Origin of the sequence: uncultured Gimesia sp., assembly GCF_963976445.1 — a bacterium.
Taxonomy (GTDB): domain Bacteria; phylum Planctomycetota; class Planctomycetia; order Planctomycetales; family Planctomycetaceae; genus Gimesia.
The window spans coordinates 34,757-53,243 of the sequence record NZ_CAXBKP010000022.1 but is presented as its reverse complement, the minus strand read 5'-3'; the positions used below and the strand labels follow the sequence as shown (position 1 = coordinate 53,243).

Here is an 18,487-nt window from a genome sequence, read left to right as displayed (position 1 = left end):
TGCTTTAGATCTAAATAACAACACTGAGACTTTTTTGGAGAGAAAACATGACACGAAAGCGCGTATTAGGAATCAGTATGGCCGTTCTGGCCGCTATTTGTCTGACGGGCAGCCTGCAAGCTGGAGAGAAGTCTGGCTGGGTAAAACTGTTTAATGGCAAGAACCTTAATGGTTGGGAAGTGAAGAACGGAACAGCCACCTATAAAGTGGTCGATGGCACGATTGAAGGGACGACTAAGGAAGGCAGCCGTAACACCTTTTTGTGTACCAAGAAAAAATATAGAAATTTTGAACTTGAGTTTGAAGTCAAAGTTCACGACAAGTTGAACTCAGGTGTGCAGATTCGCAGCCGGAAAAAAGAAGGCGAGCAATCTGTGAATGGTCCCCAGGTAGAAATTGAAGCCAGTGGCGCCAATGGTGCGGAAGCTGGTTATATTTATGGTGAAGCGACCGGACGTGGCTGGTTGACACCAGATGACATTCGTAAGCCGCACAAATATTTAAAAGATGGGGAGTGGAACAAGTTTCGTGTCGTTGCCAATGGATCGCGAATCCAAACCTGGATCAACGGTCATGAAGTTTCAGACCTGACAGATGAAGCGATTAATAAAACGCATCCCAAAGGTTTCATCGGTCTGCAGGTTCACGGAATCAAAAAGGGAACCGGCCCTTATTCTGTTGCCTGGAAAGATATTCGGATCAAAGAACTGAAGTAATCGATTTGATCTAATCGATTGCGGAATGCAAAAAGACAGCCGGCAGAGAATCGTTCTCTGCCGGCTGTCTTTATTGAGGTCTTAGTCTTCAGTAAGACGGTCTTATTCAGGGACGTTGGCTGCCTGATATTCTTCCTGCTTCTTTGCTTCCAATGCTTTCAGGATCGGTGTAATACCGGCATCGAGGGCGATCATTTCTGCATTTTCCGCCGTACGCCATTTGGTTTCGATCTCGCCATTCTTGAGCCCTTTGCCGCCGATGACCACGCGATAGGGAATTCCAATCAGGTCAGCATCGTTGAATTTGACTCCCGCACGGGCATTGCGATCATCAAACAACACGTCCACGCCGGCCGCTTTGAGCTCGCTGTAATAGCGTTCTGCTGTCTGCATGACTTCCTCGTCCTTGGTGTTAAGCGGAATCACAAGGACTTCGTAAGGGGCAATCGAGAGTGGCCAGATCAGGCCCTTCTCATCGTGGCGTGTTTCTGCCAGACCAGCGACAATCCGGTTTACGCCGATCCCATAACAGCCCATGATAATCGGATGTCGTTTTTCTTTTTCATCCAGAAAATTAGCACCAAGGGCTTCAGTGTATTTGGTTCCGAGCTTGAAGACGTGACCGACTTCGATGCCATGCACGATGGTCAGTGGCTCTCCACTCTTGGGACAGGGGTCGCCAGCTTCAGCGTTACGCAGATCATAGGTGGTATCCAGTTGATAGTCTCGACCGACATTGACATTCAAGAGGTGGGTGTCGGCTTCGTTTGCGCCGGTGATAGCGTTTTCAATCACTGGAATGTCATGGTCGGCGATGATCTTGCATTTGATTCCGACAGGGCCGGCGAATCCGGTGGGAGCACCGGTGACCTCTTGAACGGTTTTGTCGTCCGCCATTTCGACCGAGGTCGCATTCAATGCCCGGCGGATCTTGCCTTCATTGGCTTCGTGGTCGCCGCGAATCAGCACAGCCACAGGCGATTCATCAGCCAGGTAGATCAAAGTTTTGATCATCTGGGCAGGCGCACATCCCAGAAACGTGCTGACTTGATCGATGCTGGTGGCTTCGGGAGTCGCTTTTTTCTCCAGCGCCCCGGCATTCGCCGATGTTTTGATTTCTGGTGCCGTGCGGCCGGTATCCGCGCGTTCCATATTGGCGGCATAGCCAGATGCTTCGCAGTATACGATCGAATCTTCGCCGTTGTCGGCGGGTATCATGAATTCATGAGAGGCATCGCCGCCAATCGGGCCGCTTTCCGCTTCTACGGGAAGGTATTTCAACCCGCAACGTGCGAAAATCCGGCAGTAGGCCCGATACATGCGGTCATAGATTTCATCCAGTTGTTCAACTGAGGAACTAAAGCTGTAGGCGTCTTTCATCAGAAATTCGCTCGTGCGTAATACGCCGAAGCGGGGCCGCTCTTCATTCCGGAACTTGGTCTGAATCTGATATACGGTCAAAGGGAGTTGTTTGTAGCTGCTGATGCAATGACTCATTAAATCGGTAACGACTTCTTCATGAGTCGGGCCCAGAGCCATGGGGATCAGGCGATTACCACGGGGAACATCGAATTGAATTAATACGGAGCCAAAGGCTTCTTTACGCTGCGTTCGTTCAAACAGTCCCAGGGGTTGGAGGGCCGGCATGTGAAGTTCTGCGGCGTCGGCGGCATTCATTTCTTCCCGGATAATCTGGGCTGCTTTTTGAATGGCTTTCCAGCCGAGAGGGAGATACGTATAAGCGCCGGCCATCAACTGGCGAATGAGCCCTGCCCGGAGCATGAGCTGATGGCTGGGAATTTCCGCATCGGCGGGAACTTCTTTGATAGTCGGAATCAGAGTGTTTGACCAGCGCACGTTATTTCCTTAAGTGTTTGATTAAAAGTGTTTACGTTATTTGATGGTTCTCAGATGAAGTCGCCGGAGAGACCTTCCTGCAGATGGCCGGGTATTCTGGAACGCATCGCATTTTACCATAGCGTCTCTCAATCGATACTCGGTCCAAATGGCCTTGGAGACGCTACAATAAAACTGGACACAGTCTAGCAGAACAGATTCGTATCCAAAAGGTTCGGCCTAGGCTGTCGGGAAAATATTCTCATCGAGCTAAGTATTGGTGAGAGAATGTGTTGTTGTATTTTAATAACGCCAGTGGAAACTCCAAGCCGGCTGTAAATATGAAGCGGAAGGAATCAAATGGGAGAGACTTTCAGAACGGACCGGTGTCGGACTTGTTGAGCAGAATCGAACGGCGTAAGATCGTTCTATTGTGTTTCTTAGCGAAACTTTAGATCGACAATAGCGTTTTAAAAATGATTCTGAAAGCCGACTCGAGATGTCTCGTCAATATATAAATCAGTTGAAAGATGGTGATACGGTAAACGAGGTTTTTCTGTTGGTTGATAAGCAGTTACGTGCCAATCGAAATGCCAGTCTGTTTTTATCAGCCGATCTGCGAGATTGTACAGGAGTCGTCAATGCCCGGATGTGGAATGTTCTTGAAGAACGGATGCAGCATTTTCAATCGGGAAATTACGTCCAGGTGAAAGGGAAGGTGCATCTGTTTCAGGGAACGTTGCAAATTATCCTGACCTACATCGAGCCTGTCTCCGCAGAAAATCTAGACCCCACAGAGTTTCAGCCGCAAGCGCCGCAGGATGTGCAGCAGTTGTTGACTAAGCTTCGTGAAATGCTGCTGAGCCTCGAAAATAATGAAATTCGTACTTTAATGGAGTGCTTTCTGGTTGATGAAGGGCTCATGGATGAATTCTGCAGAGCACCAGCGGGCGTCAAAACACATCATGCCTATCATGGCGGGTTAATTGAGCACGTGGTCAATTTGATGGAGACAGCCCAGCGTGTGGCGGACCTGTATCCTAAAGCGGATATGAGTCTGCTGTTGGCGGGTGTCTTTCTGCATGATATTGGCAAAGTGCGGGAGCTTGGTTACGAGAACGAATTTGTTTATACGGACGAAGGTCAGTTACTGGGGCACCTGATTATTGGTGTGGAGATGCTGACTGAGAAAATCAACGCATATCAGGAAATGACGGGTGAGTCATTTCCCAAAGAGGCTGAGCTGCGGTTGAAGCATATGATCGTCAGCCATCATGGAACCTATGAATTTGGAAGTGCCCGCTTGCCGATGACTCCTGAAGCGGTGGCCTTGCATCATCTCGATAATCTGGATGCCAAAGTCAATGAGTTCGCTCGATTCATTGATGACGACTTGAATTCCACATCAAACTGGACCCCTTATTCGCCCCGCTTACAGCGAAAATTATTTAAGGGAATAAGCGAGGACTGAGTTGATGCCCGATTTTGAGAAGAAAATTCTCGACTATGTAACCAGGCCTGGTTATACGCCTGTGCGTGATAAGGCGCTGCTGAAAAAAGTAGGAGGCTCTAAGTCCACGTCTGCAGAATTCGAGCAGGCAATAGAGGCTTTACGTTCCAAAAAGAATATTCTGGTTTCTGACTCGGGGTTAATTCGCCCTGTCAAGAAAGAGGGTTGGATTGCGGGAACGATTAAAAAGATCAATTCCGGTGCAGGTTATCTGATTCCGCATCATAAACCCGATGATATAGCCCACGACCAGCGCCACGCGGGGGATCTTTATGTATCCGAACGGGATCTGGGAGATGCCCAGACGGGGGACGAAGTTTATGCCACGGTGATTAACCGCCAACGTAGTGGAGGCCAGATCTGCGGTCGGGTGGTCGAGATTATCGAGCGGGCTTCGACAACCTTTGTCGGCACTTATTTTGAATCAAACGGAGAAGGTTATGTCCACGTGGATGGCAAAATCTTCAATTCACCAATTCATGTGGGAGACCCTGGTGCTAAAGGAGTAAGCGCAGAAGATAAGGTTGTCATCGACATTCTGCATTTTCCCTCTAAGGATTATCTGGGGCAGGGCGTCATTTCCAAGGTGCTTGGTCCGCACGGGAAACCGGGCGTTGATCTGCTTTCGATCGTCTATGAGTTCGGAATTCCGATGGAGTTTCCGGAAGAGGTTCTGAAAGAGGCCCGCGAGCAGGCCAGTCTGTTTGATGAAACAAAGTTGGGAAATCGTCGCGACCTGACCAAAGAGACGATTGTGACGATCGACCCTGCCGATGCCCGTGATTTTGATGATGCGATTTCATTAACGCAAAACGAAAAAGGGCACTGGCTGTTAGGTGTGCACATCGCAGACGTGGCGCATTTCGTGAAAGAAGGTTCTATCCTGGATCGCGAAGCGAAACAGCGGGGAACCAGCGTGTATCTGCCCGGCCAGGTCATTCCAATGTTACCGGAAATTATCTCGAATGGACTGGCCAGTCTGCAGGAAGGGCAGGTACGGTTCACGAAGTCGGCGTTCATTGAGTTTACACCCGAGGGAATTCCCGTCCATACGGAATTTGCGAATTCCGCAATTCAAGTAACGCAGCGTTTTGCCTATGAAGAAGTCCTGCCGATCGTTCAGGGGCGAGATGAGGCAGGGGAAAACGTTTCTACTGAAGTGCGTGAGTTGCTGAAAAATATGCATTATTTAGCAATGATTTTGCGGAGACGTCGGTTTTCAGCCGGTTCGTTGGAATTGCACCTTTCCGAAGTCCGACTCACCTTTGATGACAAGCATCGCGTGACTGGTGCCGTCGAACGCGAGCATGATGAAAGTCATCAGATCATCGAAGAGTTTATGCTGGCGGCCAATATTTCGGTGGCGGAAGCGTTTAACGATCGGAAACTGCGTTTTTTGAGACGTGTGCACCCCTCTCCGGAGCTGCCGCGGCAGTTGGCATTTGCAGAATTCGTTACCGCATTGGGGTATACGCTTAAAAAAGCACAGAGTCGTAAAGATCTTCAACAGATCATTGAGCAGGTTCACGGGACACCCGTTGAACAGGCTGTGAATTATGCTTTGCTGCGTAGCTTGAAACAGGCAGAATACACAGATGAAGAGTTCGGGCATTATGCTCTGGCCGTTGATCATTATTGCCACTTTACGAGTCCGATCCGTCGTTATCCCGATTTGACGATTCATCGCATGATAGATGAAATTCTGGAACGGCCGGATAAAGGGAAAGGTCAAAGCCCGCAGGGGCTCAGGCAACTGGGGCAGGAACTTTCCTTGCGTGAGCGTCGGGCAGAGTCGGCGGAACGTGAGTTGACGAAAGTCAAACTACTCTCTTGGATGATCGAGAATAACATCAAAACTCTGAAAACTATGATCACAGGCGCAGAGACCTTTGGTCTGTTTTGCAGGGGGACGGATGTTCCTGTGGAGGGGCTGTTGCATATCAGTCGTCTGGGGAAGCATGATTACTTTCATCAGGATCCAGCGAAGTTCAGTATTGTGGGTGAGCGAACGGGGCAGGAATACCGGGTAGGCGATTACTTAACTGTTGAAGTCGAGAAGATTGACCTCGACCGCCGGGAGTTGGATTTCCGGCTGCCGAATTCAAATAAAGCGGGAAAGTCCTCAAAAGGAAATACGGGACCTGCTCGCCAAGACAATAAGAAGTCGACCAAGTCTTCGCCAAAGTCACAATCCAACACGACAAAGAAGAGTCGGAAGGTGAAATCACAACGCAGCAAGAAGAAAAAGAGAAAATAATCGTAAACCTCAAAGAGGTGCGGAGATCAATCAGCGTCTATCCGATGTAAAGAGAACAGGGACAGGCAAAAGTATCGATTCCCCTCCAAATTGATTGGTAAGAATTGATTTTCGGATGTTTCGATTGAAAATAGCCCGTCTTTCTCTAGAACTGTTTTGGAATGCCTGATATTTGGAAAAGCGTCCAAGTTTATAATTAGGTAAAGATTGATGTTCCAAGGCAAAGAAATATAATAACTTAAGTAGTATCATAAATCTGGCTGCCCCTCTTTTCGAATACAAAATCTATTCGTGGTGAGAGGCTGTGAGTGGGCCGCTCAGATGAGATTTTAATATCACAATATTGTTCACGGGATCGCCTCAGGGTAACCGGGTGAGAGCTTGATTATGGTGACGAAATTGGGTGAGAAACAGCAGGCATCTCCGTCAGCAGGCGGAAAGTCAGCTACGAAATGGTTGATGACATTAATCTCCTCTTCCATTGGTCAGAAGTTCGTGATGGGGATCACTGGGCTTTTACTGTGCAGCTTTCTGGTCGTGCATTTAGCGGGCAATTTGCTCGTATATGTGGGGGCGGAATCTTACAACAACTATGCACACGAGTTGCATAGCATGATGCTGTTGCCGGTCGCGGAAACCGGGTTGTTTCTATTGTTGTTTGTGCATATTGCTCTGGCATTTAAGTTGACTCGTGACAATCGCGAGGCACGTCATATCAGTTATCAGCAGGCTCAAAGCAAGATTGAGGAGCCGCCATCTCTTTTTGGGCGTACTCCAATGGGGCGGACCAGTTCTTGGATGTTTATTTCAGGGGCTATCATTCTGGCATTTCTGATCATGCATATGATCGATATGAAACTGCAGGCGAATCCCACCGTGGATTACAAGGATGCATCGCCATACGATATCATCATGCAGGTGCTGGGCAGCAGTCTGAGTGCTCCGATTTATATTGTGGGAACGATTGTGCTTGGTTTTCATGTATCGCACGGTTTCTGGAGTGCGTTCCAATCACTGGGTTTGAACCACCCCAAATACACGCCTTGGATCAAGAAGCTGGCGATCCTGTTTGCAATCGTGATTGCAGTCGGTTTTGTCAGCCTGCCGATCTGGGGATATTTCATTCATTGATGACTGCCATTCAAGTACGTTTGTTGTCACAAATCATTCTTTAGTTTAACAGTTTCCGTTTTGAAGGTTGATATCATGGCCGAAGCGGCTACGACGGTTTTGAATTCTCGAGTCCCTGAAGGTCCGATGGCCCAGAAATGGGACCGCTTCAAAAAAGAAATGAAGCTGGTTAACCCGGCGAATAAACGGAAGAAAAAAGTCATCGTTGTCGGAACCGGTTTAGCGGGGGCATCCGCCGCTGCCTCTCTGGCAGAGTTGGGCTATGAGGTGCAGTCTTTCTGCTTTCAGGATTCGTCGAGGCGTGCTCACAGTATTGCCGCTCAAGGCGGGATCAACGCAGCCAAGAACTACCCGAATGACGGCGACAGCATCTGGCGGTTGTTTTACGATACCGTCAAAGGGGGCGACTATCGCAGCCGCGAAGCGAACGTGCATCGCCTGGCGCAAGTCAGTAATAATATTATCGATCAATGTGCTGCTCAGGGAGTTCCGTTTGCCCGTGATTATGGCGGAACACTGTCAAACCGCTCCTTTGGTGGTGCACAAGTCTCACGAACTTTTTATGCACGCGGTCAAACCGGTCAGCAGTTACTGCTGGGGGCCTACAGTGCATTAATGCGACAGGTCGGCCTCGGGCGTGTTAAATTATTACCGCGCCGGGAAATGCTGGATCTGGTCGTGATTGACGGTGTGGCACGCGGGATTATTGTGCGGAATTTACTCACAGGCGAATTCGAAAAGTATTCTGCAGATTGTGTTTTGCTGTGTACGGGGGGGTATGGAAATGCCTTCTATCTTTCGACCAATGCGAAAGGTTCCAACGTGACCGCTGCCTGGCGATGTCATAAACGGGGGGCTTTCTTTGCGAATCCCTGTTACACACAGATCCATCCGACATGTATTCCCGTCAGCGGCGATTATCAGTCTAAGCTGACGCTGATGAGTGAAAGTCTGCGAAATGATGGTCGGGTCTGGGTTCCTGTTGCAGCAGGGGATAAGCGTCGCGGCAATGAGATTCCCGATTCCGAACGGGATTACTATCTGGAGCGTCGTTACCCCGCGTTTGGAAACCTGGTGCCGCGTGATGTGGCTTCTCGGGCTGCGAAAGAACGCTGTGACGCCGGTTATGGCGTCGGTGCTTCAGGTCAGGCGGTCTTCCTGGATTTTCGGGATGCGATTGCCCGTGACGGAAGACACGTCATCGAAGCGAAGTACGGCAACCTGTTCCACATGTATGCCAAGATTACTGGCGAAGACCCGTATCAAGTTCCAATGCGAATCTATCCCGCCGTGCATTACACGATGGGGGGCTTGTGGGTTGATTATCATCTACAGAGTACGATCCCCGGCCTGTTCGTTCTGGGAGAGGCCAACTTCTCTGATCATGGTGCCAATCGTCTGGGGGCTTCTGCTTTGATGCAGGGACTGGCAGACGGCTATTTTGTGGCTCCTTATACGACAGGTCACTTTCTGGCTTCACACGACCTGCCTGCTGTCTCGACGGATGATAAAGCTTTCACAGCCGCGATGGCGGATGCTCAGGATCGGAATGCCAAAATCCTGGGGGTTCAGGGCACGCGTTCTTCTGACAGTATTCATCGGGAACTGGGACAGATCCTGTGGGAATATTGTGGTATGTCGCGCGAACGCCAGGGGCTGGAAACGGCGATGGGAAAAATTCGTGACCTGCGAGAAGAGTTCTGGTCCAGCATTAAAGTCATTGGCGAAGGACAGCAGCTCAATCAGAACCTGGAACATGCGGGACGTCTGGCTGACTTCCTGGAGTTTGGTGAGTTAATGGTGCGTGACGCTCTCGTGCGGGAAGAATCCTGCGGCGGTCATTTCCGAGAAGAACATCAGACTGCAGATAATGAAGCTAAGCGTGATGATGAAAATTGCTGTCATGTCGCGGCTTGGGAGTTTACTGAGGTCGGAAAAGATCCTGTAGAACATCGTGAGCAATTGGAATTTGTCGAAGTACCTCTGACTACGAGGAGTTATAAATAATGAGCGAGTCTTTGGATCTGACGCTCAAAGTTTGGCGACAGCCTGGCCCTGATGCCTCGGGGCGTTATATTGAATACAAATTGACCGGGATTTCCACGCATATGTCGTTTCTGGAAATGCTAGATGTCCTGAACGAGCAGCTACATGAAAAAGGCGAAGAAATGATTGCCTTTGACCATGACTGCCGTGAAGGGATCTGTGGTGCGTGCAGTCTGATGATTAACGGTCAGGCACACGGTCCTGATTCGGGCACGACGACGTGCCAGTTGCATATGCGGCGTTTCAAAAACGGCGATACGATTGTGATTGAACCCTGGCGTGCCAGATCATTTCCCGTCATCCGCGACCTGGTTGTAGATCGTAGCGCCTTTGATCGCATTATTGAAAATGGTGGGTTCATTTCGGTGAATACCGGTAATGCACCCGAAGCCAACGCGATTCCAGTACCCGCGCATATCCAGGAAACCGCCATGGATGCGGCTGCCTGTATTGGCTGCGGAGCCTGTGTGGCTGCCTGTAAAAATGCATCTGCGATGTTATTTGTCTCTGCTAAAGTTTCACATCTCTCCACGCTACCTCAAGGCGAGCCAGAACGCGCTTCCCGAGTACAGAATATGGTGGCACAGATGGATCTGGAGGGCTTTGGAAACTGTACGAATACAGAAGAATGTCAGGCCGCTTGTCCTGCTGAAATTTCCGTTTCGAATATTGCCCGTTTGAATCGGGAATATTTGCGTGCCAAGCTTTGCTCGAAAGAGTAAGGGCAGCCGAATTCAATCTCAAATATTCAAAGCGCGGTCTCCTAATAGGGGCCTCGCTTTTTTTACGCAGAGTTTTTCTGCGCGCCGAGTTTTAGAAATTTTAGATTCTATCTGCCTGATGATTGCGTGATGGCAGGCGAGGTTCCACAATAGAACAGCCTCGTTAAGAAAATCGAACCCGTTTTATTTCTATCAAAGATTCTGTTCTCAACAGAAATAAAAGAGAGAATTCCCGTGTCTGAATCAATGTTATCTACTGCCTGTCATCAATGGCATGTTGGCCATGGTGGTCGTATGGTCGATTTTGCTGGCTGGGAAATGCCTCTGCTGTATTCCAATATTACCACAGAGCACCATGCAGTGCGGAAAACAGCAGGCTTGTTTGATATTGCTCATATGGGGCGGCTGTTTTTTTCCGGACCCGATGCCTGTCGTTTTTTGGATCGACTGCTAACGAACAATGTGGAGTCTCTCAAGCCGGGGCAGATTCGGTATTCGCTGGTGACGAATGAAACGGGCGGAATTTTAGATGATGTGCTTGTCTACCGGTTTTCCGAGTTTTACCTACTGGTTGTGAACGCATCCAATCGCTTGAAAATTGTGGAGTGGATCGAGAAACAGCGACAGGGGTTTGATGTCCAGATTGACGACCGGACATGTGAAAAATTCATGCTGGCTTTGCAGGGACCTGAATCGCTGGGAGTATTAAATCCCCTGGCCGAGGCAGAGCTGAGCGAGATCAAATATTATTACGGTGTGGAAACTCAAGTTTTGGGCGTAGATGCACTAGTCAGTCGAACTGGCTATACAGGCGAGGATGGCTTTGAAGTGGTGCTGGATCAATCGCAGGCGATGACGCTTTGGGAACGTCTGATTGCGGACGGAGAGTCTGTGGGGCTTATCCCCGCCGGGTTAGGCTGTCGGGATACACTGCGATTAGAAGCAGCGATGCCCTTATATGGTCATGAGCTGGATGAGCAAACCGATCCGTTTACAGCCGGGCTGAATTTCGCTGTGAAATTACAGGGAGCGGACTTCATCGGCAAAGAGGCTTTGATTGCCGCAAAAGCCCGCGAAGATCGGAAAGTCCGTGTAGGTTTCACGTTGGAAGGGAAACGGGCCGCCCGTGAAGGGTGTCTGCTGTTTAACGGGGATCAGCAAGTCGGAATGGTGACTTCAGGATCTTTTTCTCCCACGCTCGACATGCCAATCGGGATGGCTTATGTCGAACCGGCGTTTGCTGAACCAGGGCAGATTTTGGATGCGGACATTCGCGGGAAACGATTTCCTGTCAAAGTGACGGAACTTCCGTTTTATAAGCGCGACACATAAGAAACCAGATTGATCACAGTACCTGCAACTGAGTGAGGCGGCCGCTTTCGAGTGAATTCCAGGAACTCGAAAGTGATCCTCGATGAAGCAGCTTTGCCCTCATGAGACTTTTTGAGTCAGGCTGAGATCAGGCTAAGTGGTCTTGCTGACGTGATCTTTATCAGCCAGGACTTCTTTCGCGACATCCTGCACGAAGTTGTTGATCTGTTTCTTCTCTTTGGCAGGCGCCGAGCCACCTGCATTCATTCCCACGCCTGGCTTAAAGATGAATGAGGGAGCCATGTCGATGATGGCACCCCAGTAGCTTGTGAAGACAGGGTATTTGACGTCCGGGTTTTTCTCCTGGTAGTCATCCATTTTTTGCAGAAGCAAGTTGTGAGCAATTCGAGGATGGCGATGGTGTGGACCATGCACAAAAATATCGAAATTAAAGTAGGTGCATAACTTGGTAATGATATTGGAACCAACAACCGTACGTGTTCCGAGCATCGGGTCGTAGCTACTCATTCCAAGGTGCTCGGTAAATTTACGGGTGTTTTGATAAATTCCAGCTAGGTAGTGTGGCAGGAACCAGACCCGCACCAGTCCCCAGAGGACGCCAAAATAGGCACAGAGGCCAATCACAGATCCCCAGAATAAAACCATGGCCGTATATTCATAACGGATTGTTTTTCTGAGTTTGGGGTCGGTTAGTGGCGAGTCTTTATTCCAGAAAATTCGACCATAAATAAAAGGCGCCATAAACAGGCCCATTAGCAGGTCGAACCAGATGAAAACCCGGCGAAAACCAAGCGAGGTATTCGGATCGGAATACGGCCAGAGTTCCCAGTCACTCGGTTTGTTTAAGTAGGCGTGATGGCGAATATGGCTTTCTCGATAGATCGTGTAAGGCACGAACATCGCTGTCCCTAGTATGCGCCCCAGCCAGATACTGGCATTTTTGGACCCAGACAGTGTGTGGTGAGAGCATTCATGAAAGCAACTGGTCCAGCAGAACAGGCAATAGGACGTAAATAAAGTCCAAAAGGCTTGCCAGCCAATGGCATTGCTAGGCCAGTAAACGGCTAAGCACCAAAGTCCAACTGCTCCCAATGGTAAGAACAAAAAACGGGGAATGGTCGTTTTTTCTTCCAGATCCTTCAACTCTTCTTCAGTGAATTGTGTGACAGACACGTTTCGCTCCGGGCTTAATAAACTACCAGCACTTTTTCTAATATTTTATTTAACCAGTTATGAGTAACACTTATGCGTTACTGTAGATACAACTTAAACTAGATAAAATGGTACTCACTGAAAAGCGGTGAGTCAACTAATCAGAAAATTCGGCCATTTGGGTTGATTACTGCATCATGTCTTGTGATCTCACGCTCATGATGGCATTATTTTTTTGATTATGACGATTCAGGAGCAATGTGTGAAAGGGTATTTTACGAAAATTGCATTGATCTGGGAGTATACAACTAGCATAAAATCTCACAATAATCTTTCTTAGTTGGTGAATCATCAGTTTCCGCTGTTAATATTCATTTTATTTGATAGAAGCCCAATATCAAATTTTCTTTTTAATAGTCAGGTCAGAGCCTAAATTCTAGTCAAACCTTTGACCTTTCATACCGATAAAAATCAGCATTATCCCAGTTCAACAGGGATGCACCCCGTTGTATAGATGTTTTTTTTGAATTGAGCTCAGGAGTGAAGCCTTTCCGATGGCAGATTTTTCAAATTACCAGAAAGATGTGATCAAACGCTATTATGATAACCGCGAATCCATTGATCAGCAAAAGCTTTCCGAACTCTGTACCAATCTGTTTTTGACAGAAGGTAAGAAAAAAGAAAAGCTCTGGGAGCGGGCGCAAGAACTAATGGAACGGCTGAATGTGCCACCAACTCGTATTGCTCACGTCCTCAAATCAGCGGATCCAGCGATCCTGGCTGAAGTGGTTCAGGATATTGAGTCGGGAGCGATTCAGTAATCCGTTGTAGCAGTCTTCTGGTCAGTCGACGGCTTCTTCTAGAGTGACGCAAAGCTCTTCCGGTGTGGCTGCGATATCTTTACTGAGACTGTGGTTTGCCGTGACCGTGTAGACGGTCGCGGTTAAGGTCATGAAGGCTGCTGATGTGTAGAACATGGCCACAATCCCCCAGTGATCGATAATGCTTCCCAGGATCGGAGCAAAAATGATGGCTCCGGCATCAAAGAAGCCGAGCACGATCGTGGTCCCTGTGCCACGGTAATGCTTGGGGAATGATTCCGTTCCCAGCGAAACGACTGCGGGAAAGAGCAGGGCGTGCCCAAAGCCGCACAGGATCGAAGGGCCAATTAATTGCCATTCTCGAGTGATGGAAGGCAGAATGAGATGACCGACAGCATGTCCCATCAGACCCATGGTAATCATTTTATTTCGTCCAACGGTCTCACCCCAGCGTCGTGTCAGGATGCGAATAACAAAGGCAGAGGCGGCATATCCGGCAAAGAATGTTCCGATGCCGCCCAGATCCCGTTGTGTCACAAAGCGAGTTAAGAACACGCTGACTACGGTAAAGCTGAGTCCCATCATGATGGCGATGACCACGACTTGTCCTGGCCAGTAGCGGAACAATAACTGGTGTGCGGCTGGCGTCACTTTGGGCCTGCGATGGACGTCATTGCGTGTCACAGCAAGCACGATGAAAAAGTAAAATACGCCCAGGATGGCAGGGATACCGAACAACGCATAGAACTGGTCAATTCCAGGTGGAAACCAGTTCAACATCCAGTCACTGGCCTGTGTCCCCAGAATCATTCCGACAAAGCCACTGCTGCCCAGGCTGCCGATGACTTCGGTTCTGCGGTGATGGGGGACTTTTTGCTGAATATGCACGACCGAGCAGGTAAACATGCCGGCGATGCCTGTCGCAAAAAATGTTCTTAGCGCAAATATTTCCCAGCCCAATGACTGGCAGAACGCCATTCCGCCAGCACCGATTACAAAAATGATCGCGGAAATGGCCCAGAGTCGCCTGACGCCATAGCGGTCAATACCCTGTCCAAGGAAGAAGCGGGCAATCAACGCGACGAAGACGCCACAGCTGACAATATCACCAACGAGTTCTTCGGTTCCCCCCAGGTCAGTGATTAAATCGGCAAAACGAAACGTCAGGGCATTCGCGGTTACTAAAAGTACGTTTGCCAGATAGCAGAGCCAAAACAGCCGATTGTAAATGGGTTCCTCTTCATTCGTGGGAACGACGGGGGTAATAGACATTTGATGATTTTAATTCAAACTGTGATTGATTGCCGGATTTAAGAGCACTGTATTTGTTGGAACTCAAACTCTTTTCTGCTCACATCTTAGATTCAGGAAGCCTGAACAGGAGAGAAAAGTAGCATGCCCCTCGTATCTATTCAGGATGCTTGAAAAGGGGGGCAATTGGTAGACACCAGCAGTGGCATCTAAGTTCGTGACCTCAGACGAGCAGCGACTTTCATCCTGCGGCGGGTCATTCTTGACGAAAGTACACTCAGCCCTTCGTATGTATTTTAGCAGATGGGCGCGCATTCGTCTAAGGCAGAAATATGAAACTTTGTGGTAGAAGGGTTTGAGAACCCCCCCGAAAAGCAACCATTTCGCGTCAAATTGAAGGGCAGAGGGAGCCATCGAGGCCTGAATGGCTGGGTTAACCCCCAAAAGCGCTGTAGCGTCTGATACCTCGTTGAAAGGCGATACGGTTTAGCGAAAAGAGCACAATAATCCAGACGACTTCGATGGACAATTCGAAAATCAGTTCCTGATGCGAATATTTGCCCAAGATCACGGTTCCCGGAAAATAAGCAAGGTATTTGAAGGGCAGCATCTGCATCCACCCGCTTAAAGGTTCTGGAAAGAGATCGAGTGGGATCATGTGACCGGAGAGGAAGTAGTTCAGCATCATGTAGATAAAGATCAGAGAGCTGACTTCAAGAAACCAGAACGCAATCAGGCCGATCAGCGATTCAATTAAGAAGCCGACGAGGAATGCCATGATCAGTGACAGGATCCAGGCCGTAATCGTAAAGGCATCGGGCCAACCGGCAAAGTAGTCACGGCAGAGATAGAACACGAGAATAAAAGGCCCGATCGCCACCATGTAATACACCAGCTTATGAGCCATGCGCGCCCAGAAGAGATACCCCAGCATATCGATCGGCTGTATCAGATACTTTTTGATGGTTCCATCACGGACATCTTTGGCAATCCCATTGGCCAGCCCAGGCATGCTGGAAAACGCCCGCCCGACCATAACCAGCAGGTAGTAGGCGACCATCTGGTGGTAGCTGTAGCCTTTAATGGAAGCGACGGGGGAACTGGTATAAACCCCATAAATGGCGCCCCACAGAAAAATCTGGGTGACAATCGGCAGGAAGCGAACCAGGGTGGCAAACACAAAATCTCCCCGGTAGACGAGACGTTCTTCTACCGAGGTTTTGAGAATGATCCAGTTTGTTCGCAGGCTGGCAATCATGATTTACTGAAATTGAAAAGTGGTGTTCAAAACAAAGTGCCCAACTCAATCGACGGTATCAACGAGTTACAAGGCTCTAATTAATCGGTTGTTGATTGCAGTAGATTGTTTTCGTCCTGCGCACGGTCTGTCTCTTTCTTATGTTCGATGAAGACCTCTGCGATGACTTCTTCCAGAGGTCGTTCCTGAACGCCGACATCCACAATGCGATACTTGGCAAGCAGGCTCGATAGGATTTCAGGTATTTTATTACGAGGGACTTTCAGTTTGACATGCGGTGCTTCAAATTCAATGACTTCCCCCCATTGTGAAAAGTCACGGGGGTGATCATCACCATCGAACTGAACGTCCATGATTTTATAATTACTGAACCGATCCAGAATATCGCTTAAGGGGCCATCATGTTTGATACGGCCCTGGTTGATGATAATCGCGCGTTTGCAAAGCGCTTCGACATCCTTCATGTAGTGACTTGTTAAAACAACGGTGGTTTTCTGTTCGACCTGGTAGTATTTCAGGAACTCCTGCACGCGGCGTTGGGAAACCACATCCAGGCCAATCGTTGGTTCATCCAGAAGCAGGACATCGGGTCTGTGAAGCAAAGCTGCGATCAATTCCATCCGCATACGTTCCCCCAGGGAAAGTTCGCGAACGGGTTGTCCAATCAGATGTCGTACTTCGAGCAGGCTCGTTAATTCATCAATGCGGCGTGTATATTGCTGTGGGTCGATCCGGTAAATTTCTTTATGCAGACGAAATGATTCCTGGGCGGGCAGATCCCACCAAAGTTGATTCTTCTGACCCATTACCAGTGAAAAACGGCGGCGGTATTCATTTTCGCGTTTCCAGGGGACATGCCCTAAAACAGTGGCTTCGCCGGCGGAGGGAAAAATCAGTCCTGCCAGAAGTTTCAGGGTCGTGGTTTTGCCGGCGCCATTTGGGCCGAGAAAGGCCACCATTTCCCCTTTCTCAATGGAAAAACTGACATCGGAAACAGCCTGCACGGTTTTATGCTCGCGTCGCCAAAGTCCTTTGAGGGAAGCGAGTACACCCTCTTTTTTCTGGTAGACTTTGTAGGTTTTTTCTAGATTTTTTACGACGATGGCATTCATGTCGTCATCTTACGGTACCCATCGTTTCGGGTCGAGCGACAAAGTACCGGATTCGGAAAAAACAGAAGCGCAAACAGCGTTTGATGTGACGGATGTTATTTCAGACAAAGAGATCTACTGATTCCGACAGCGTTTGGCGGATTTGACAGGCGATCAGTGGATCACACATGGCGGCGGTTGCCAGATGCGTCGCCTGAGCGCCGGCCGAGAGGAACAATTTGACATCGCTGGCAGAGCTAATTCCTCCGCAGGAGATCAGATGAGGTTTGTTCGCTTCGGCGGGCAACTCCGCGATCAGGTCTGCGAAGATTTTGAGCTGGTTCAGCGAGGCCTGTTTCGTGGCTGCGCCACAGATGCCACGCTGTTCGCCTGCAAAAAGCAGATTCTGCTCTGGATCAACGACGGTTGTGGCGACGCTGTTGGTCATGACAATGCCGGATGCGAAGGGAAGCATGGCTTGTAAGAATTCGCGCGCCTGAGTTCGATCAGGCATGTGTCCAATTTTGATGAGGTAGGGGACGGAGCCGGTGACTTGCTTGACGCGACTGGCGACCAGTGCCGCCGCCTCTGGTTGCTGATAAAGCTGGCCATCTCGCGTGCAGACGTTCGGGCAGGAGAAGTTGGTTTCAATACAATCGGCGCCACATTCAATAGCCCACTTCGCACATTTGGCATAATCGTCTGCGAGTTCATCAAGCGACCAGCCAGGTTGCAGGGAACCTACAACGGACACCGACAATATTTTATCTGCGGGGAGAAGCGTTCGGGTTTGTTCGATATCTTTGCGCCACACATCCGGCGCGGCTGAAGGCATGCCGAAAGAAACCGCCCAACTCCCTTGCATGGTTTCTGAAATGGAGACCCGTTGTTCTCCTCCCTCCAGAGATGTTGACTGAACCGGTTGTAAATTGGGAAGCGGGTAACAGGCACGGGCTGAGGAGCGGACTGTTTTATAAGTCAGGACATCAAATCCAAGACTGGCATAATACAACACCCATTTTCCATTCAGTAACGGTCCCGCCGGGATACCCAGTGGAGAAGGGACCGGCAGGTCGCAAAATGACCATTGGCCGGGGACAGCCGGTGGTTCCACTTCAGACGGCGCGGGCACGTTTTCATAATTCCATTGATACGTCTGCCGAATGTCATAGTGTGGGAATTGCTGAGAATGTTGCATACGGGAACCTGCACGATCAGAGTGTAGCGAGAGTACGACGATCTCTTTTTTATCAGTGTAACAGTCTCGAATTGGGGAGAACAGGTTCAAGCCTTTGAAATGATGTTGAGAAGTATTCGGGTGGAGGTTAGCAGCTGTCACTATTTTTACGGTGGGAGAACAAAGC

14 protein-coding genes are annotated in these 18,487 nt (G+C 49.3%); 8 read left to right on the top strand and 6 right to left on the bottom strand.

Annotation, left to right across the window (positions count from 1 at the left end; genetic code table 11):
- Positions 1–47 precede the first annotated feature (47 nt).
- Entirely contained in the window at positions 48–716 is a 669-nt protein-coding gene (locus AAC022_RS20375) for a DUF1080 domain-containing protein (RefSeq protein WP_339733939.1), read from the top strand.
- Positions 717–818: 102 nt separating this feature from the next.
- Here AAC022_RS20375 and AAC022_RS20370 read toward each other — a convergent pair whose 3' ends face one another.
- A complete protein-coding gene (locus AAC022_RS20370) occupies positions 819–2,573 on the bottom strand; it encodes a proline--tRNA ligase (RefSeq protein WP_339733938.1) in 1,755 nt (584 codons plus the stop codon).
- Between the two features lie 478 nt (positions 2,574–3,051).
- On the opposite strand from AAC022_RS20370, the gene AAC022_RS20365 reads away from it, so the two are divergent.
- From AAC022_RS20365 to gcvT, 6 genes are all read left to right on the top strand, one after another.
- Positions 3,052–4,023, top strand: a complete 972-nt coding sequence (locus AAC022_RS20365; RefSeq protein ID WP_339733937.1) for an HD domain-containing protein — start codon at positions 3,052–3,054, stop codon at positions 4,021–4,023.
- A gap of 4 nt (positions 4,024–4,027) precedes the next feature.
- Positions 4,028–6,319, top strand: a complete 2,292-nt coding sequence (rnr, locus tag AAC022_RS20360; protein ID WP_339733936.1) for a ribonuclease R — start codon at positions 4,028–4,030, stop codon at positions 6,317–6,319.
- A gap of 387 nt (positions 6,320–6,706) precedes the next feature.
- The gene (locus AAC022_RS20355) at positions 6,707–7,450 is read left to right on the top strand and encodes a succinate dehydrogenase cytochrome b subunit (protein WP_339733935.1); all 744 of its coding nucleotides are present in this window, start codon (positions 6,707–6,709) and stop codon (positions 7,448–7,450) included.
- Between the two features lie 75 nt (positions 7,451–7,525).
- On the top strand, positions 7,526–9,457 hold the full coding sequence (locus AAC022_RS20350) for a fumarate reductase/succinate dehydrogenase flavoprotein subunit (protein ID WP_339733934.1): 1,932 nt from the start codon (positions 7,526–7,528) through the stop codon (positions 9,455–9,457).
- Positions 9,457–10,218 carry a succinate dehydrogenase/fumarate reductase iron-sulfur subunit gene (locus tag AAC022_RS20345; protein ID WP_339733933.1) on the top strand — a complete coding sequence of 254 codons (762 nt, stop codon included), beginning with the start codon at positions 9,457–9,459 and terminating at the stop codon, positions 10,216–10,218. Before AAC022_RS20350 ends, AAC022_RS20345 begins: the two co-directional genes overlap by 1 nt.
- A 234-nt stretch (positions 10,219–10,452) precedes the next feature.
- Complete coding sequence (gene gcvT, locus AAC022_RS20340) at positions 10,453–11,550, top strand: glycine cleavage system aminomethyltransferase GcvT (RefSeq protein WP_339733932.1); 1,098 nt, start codon at positions 10,453–10,455, stop codon at positions 11,548–11,550.
- Positions 11,551–11,682: 132 nt separating this feature from the next.
- On the opposite strand, the gene AAC022_RS20335 is transcribed toward gcvT, so the two are convergent.
- A complete protein-coding gene (locus AAC022_RS20335) occupies positions 11,683–12,723 on the bottom strand; it encodes a fatty acid desaturase (RefSeq protein ID WP_339733931.1) in 1,041 nt (346 codons plus the stop codon).
- 533 nt (positions 12,724–13,256) lie between these two features.
- On the opposite strand from AAC022_RS20335, the gene AAC022_RS20330 reads away from it, so the two are divergent.
- Entirely contained in the window at positions 13,257–13,523 is a 267-nt protein-coding gene (locus AAC022_RS20330) for a hypothetical protein (RefSeq protein WP_339733930.1), read from the top strand.
- Between the two features lie 21 nt (positions 13,524–13,544).
- Here AAC022_RS20330 and AAC022_RS20325 read toward each other — a convergent pair whose 3' ends face one another.
- The 4 genes from AAC022_RS20325 to AAC022_RS20310 form a co-directional block, all read right to left on the bottom strand.
- On the bottom strand, positions 13,545–14,795 hold the full coding sequence (locus AAC022_RS20325; RefSeq protein WP_339733929.1) for an MFS transporter: 1,251 nt from the start codon (positions 14,793–14,795) through the stop codon (positions 13,545–13,547).
- A 412-nt stretch (positions 14,796–15,207) separates the two neighbouring features.
- The gene (locus AAC022_RS20320) at positions 15,208–16,032 is read right to left on the bottom strand and encodes an ABC-2 family transporter protein (RefSeq protein ID WP_339733928.1); all 825 of its coding nucleotides are present in this window, start codon (positions 16,030–16,032) and stop codon (positions 15,208–15,210) included.
- Between the two features lie 80 nt (positions 16,033–16,112).
- Positions 16,113–17,144 carry an ABC transporter ATP-binding protein gene (locus AAC022_RS20315; RefSeq protein ID WP_339733926.1) on the bottom strand — a complete coding sequence of 344 codons (1,032 nt, stop codon included), beginning with the start codon at positions 17,142–17,144 and terminating at the stop codon, positions 16,113–16,115.
- A gap of 100 nt (positions 17,145–17,244) precedes the next feature.
- The gene (locus tag AAC022_RS20310; protein WP_339733924.1) at positions 17,245–18,321 is read right to left on the bottom strand and encodes a hypothetical protein; all 1,077 of its coding nucleotides are present in this window, start codon (positions 18,319–18,321) and stop codon (positions 17,245–17,247) included.
- Positions 18,322–18,487: the final 166 nt, after the last annotated feature.

Excerpts from the sequence above, each read along its gene's own strand:
- AAC022_RS20375 (WP_339733939.1), top strand. The coding sequence starts at position 48 with ATGACACGAAAGCGCGTATTAGGAATCAGTATGGCCGTTCTGGCCGCT.
- AAC022_RS20365 (WP_339733937.1), top strand. The coding sequence starts at position 3,052 with ATGTCTCGTCAATATATAAATCAGTTGAAAGATGGTGATACGGTAAAC.
- rnr (WP_339733936.1), top strand. The coding sequence starts at position 4,028 with ATGCCCGATTTTGAGAAGAAAATTCTCGACTATGTAACCAGGCCTGGT.
- AAC022_RS20355 (WP_339733935.1), top strand. The coding sequence starts at position 6,707 with ATGGTGACGAAATTGGGTGAGAAACAGCAGGCATCTCCGTCAGCAGGC.
- AAC022_RS20350 (WP_339733934.1), top strand. The coding sequence starts at position 7,526 with ATGGCCGAAGCGGCTACGACGGTTTTGAATTCTCGAGTCCCTGAAGGT.
- AAC022_RS20345 (WP_339733933.1), top strand. The coding sequence starts at position 9,457 with ATGAGCGAGTCTTTGGATCTGACGCTCAAAGTTTGGCGACAGCCTGGC.
- AAC022_RS20330 (WP_339733930.1), top strand. The coding sequence starts at position 13,257 with ATGGCAGATTTTTCAAATTACCAGAAAGATGTGATCAAACGCTATTAT.
- AAC022_RS20325 (WP_339733929.1), bottom strand. The coding sequence starts at position 14,795 with ATGTCTATTACCCCCGTCGTTCCCACGAATGAAGAGGAACCCATTTAC.
- AAC022_RS20320 (WP_339733928.1), bottom strand. The coding sequence starts at position 16,032 with ATGATTGCCAGCCTGCGAACAAACTGGATCATTCTCAAAACCTCGGTA.
- AAC022_RS20315 (WP_339733926.1), bottom strand. The coding sequence starts at position 17,144 with ATGAATGCCATCGTCGTAAAAAATCTAGAAAAAACCTACAAAGTCTAC.
- AAC022_RS20310 (WP_339733924.1), bottom strand. The coding sequence starts at position 18,321 with ATGCAACATTCTCAGCAATTCCCACACTATGACATTCGGCAGACGTAT.